At 50.4% G+C, this 258-nt stretch carries 1 protein-coding gene; it reads right to left on the minus strand.

Going from position 1 to position 258, the window contains the following annotated elements:
• On the minus strand, positions 1–232 hold a 232-nt coding region (locus HBA93_RS22020), incomplete at its 3' end, for a FecR/PupR family sigma factor regulator (protein WP_221724666.1).
• Positions 233–258: the final 26 nt, after the last annotated feature.

The raw sequence follows: 258 nt of genomic DNA on the forward strand, positions 1-258 counted from the left end.
TGGGTGTCGTACAAGATGTTATTATTTTTGGGCGGGGATCGCCGATCACATCAAGATCCGACCAAATAATGCCAAGGGCACGATATTCAGCCTCGTTATCAGGATTTTGGGCGAGCCATGCAGCATGCTCACGACGTTCTGCATCGGTTGCATGGCCGGAATTGATGGTAACGAACCATGCCAGTGCCTCACTGCGGGAGGTAGAAGCTTTGTCGTTTTCAGAGTTTGCCATCGTAACCGCCGGCTGTTTTGTTGTAT

The sequence above is a fragment of the Ochrobactrum sp. SFR4 genome, assembly GCF_019730395.1.
In the GTDB taxonomy this organism is placed as follows: Bacteria; Pseudomonadota; Alphaproteobacteria; order Rhizobiales; family Rhizobiaceae; genus Pseudochrobactrum.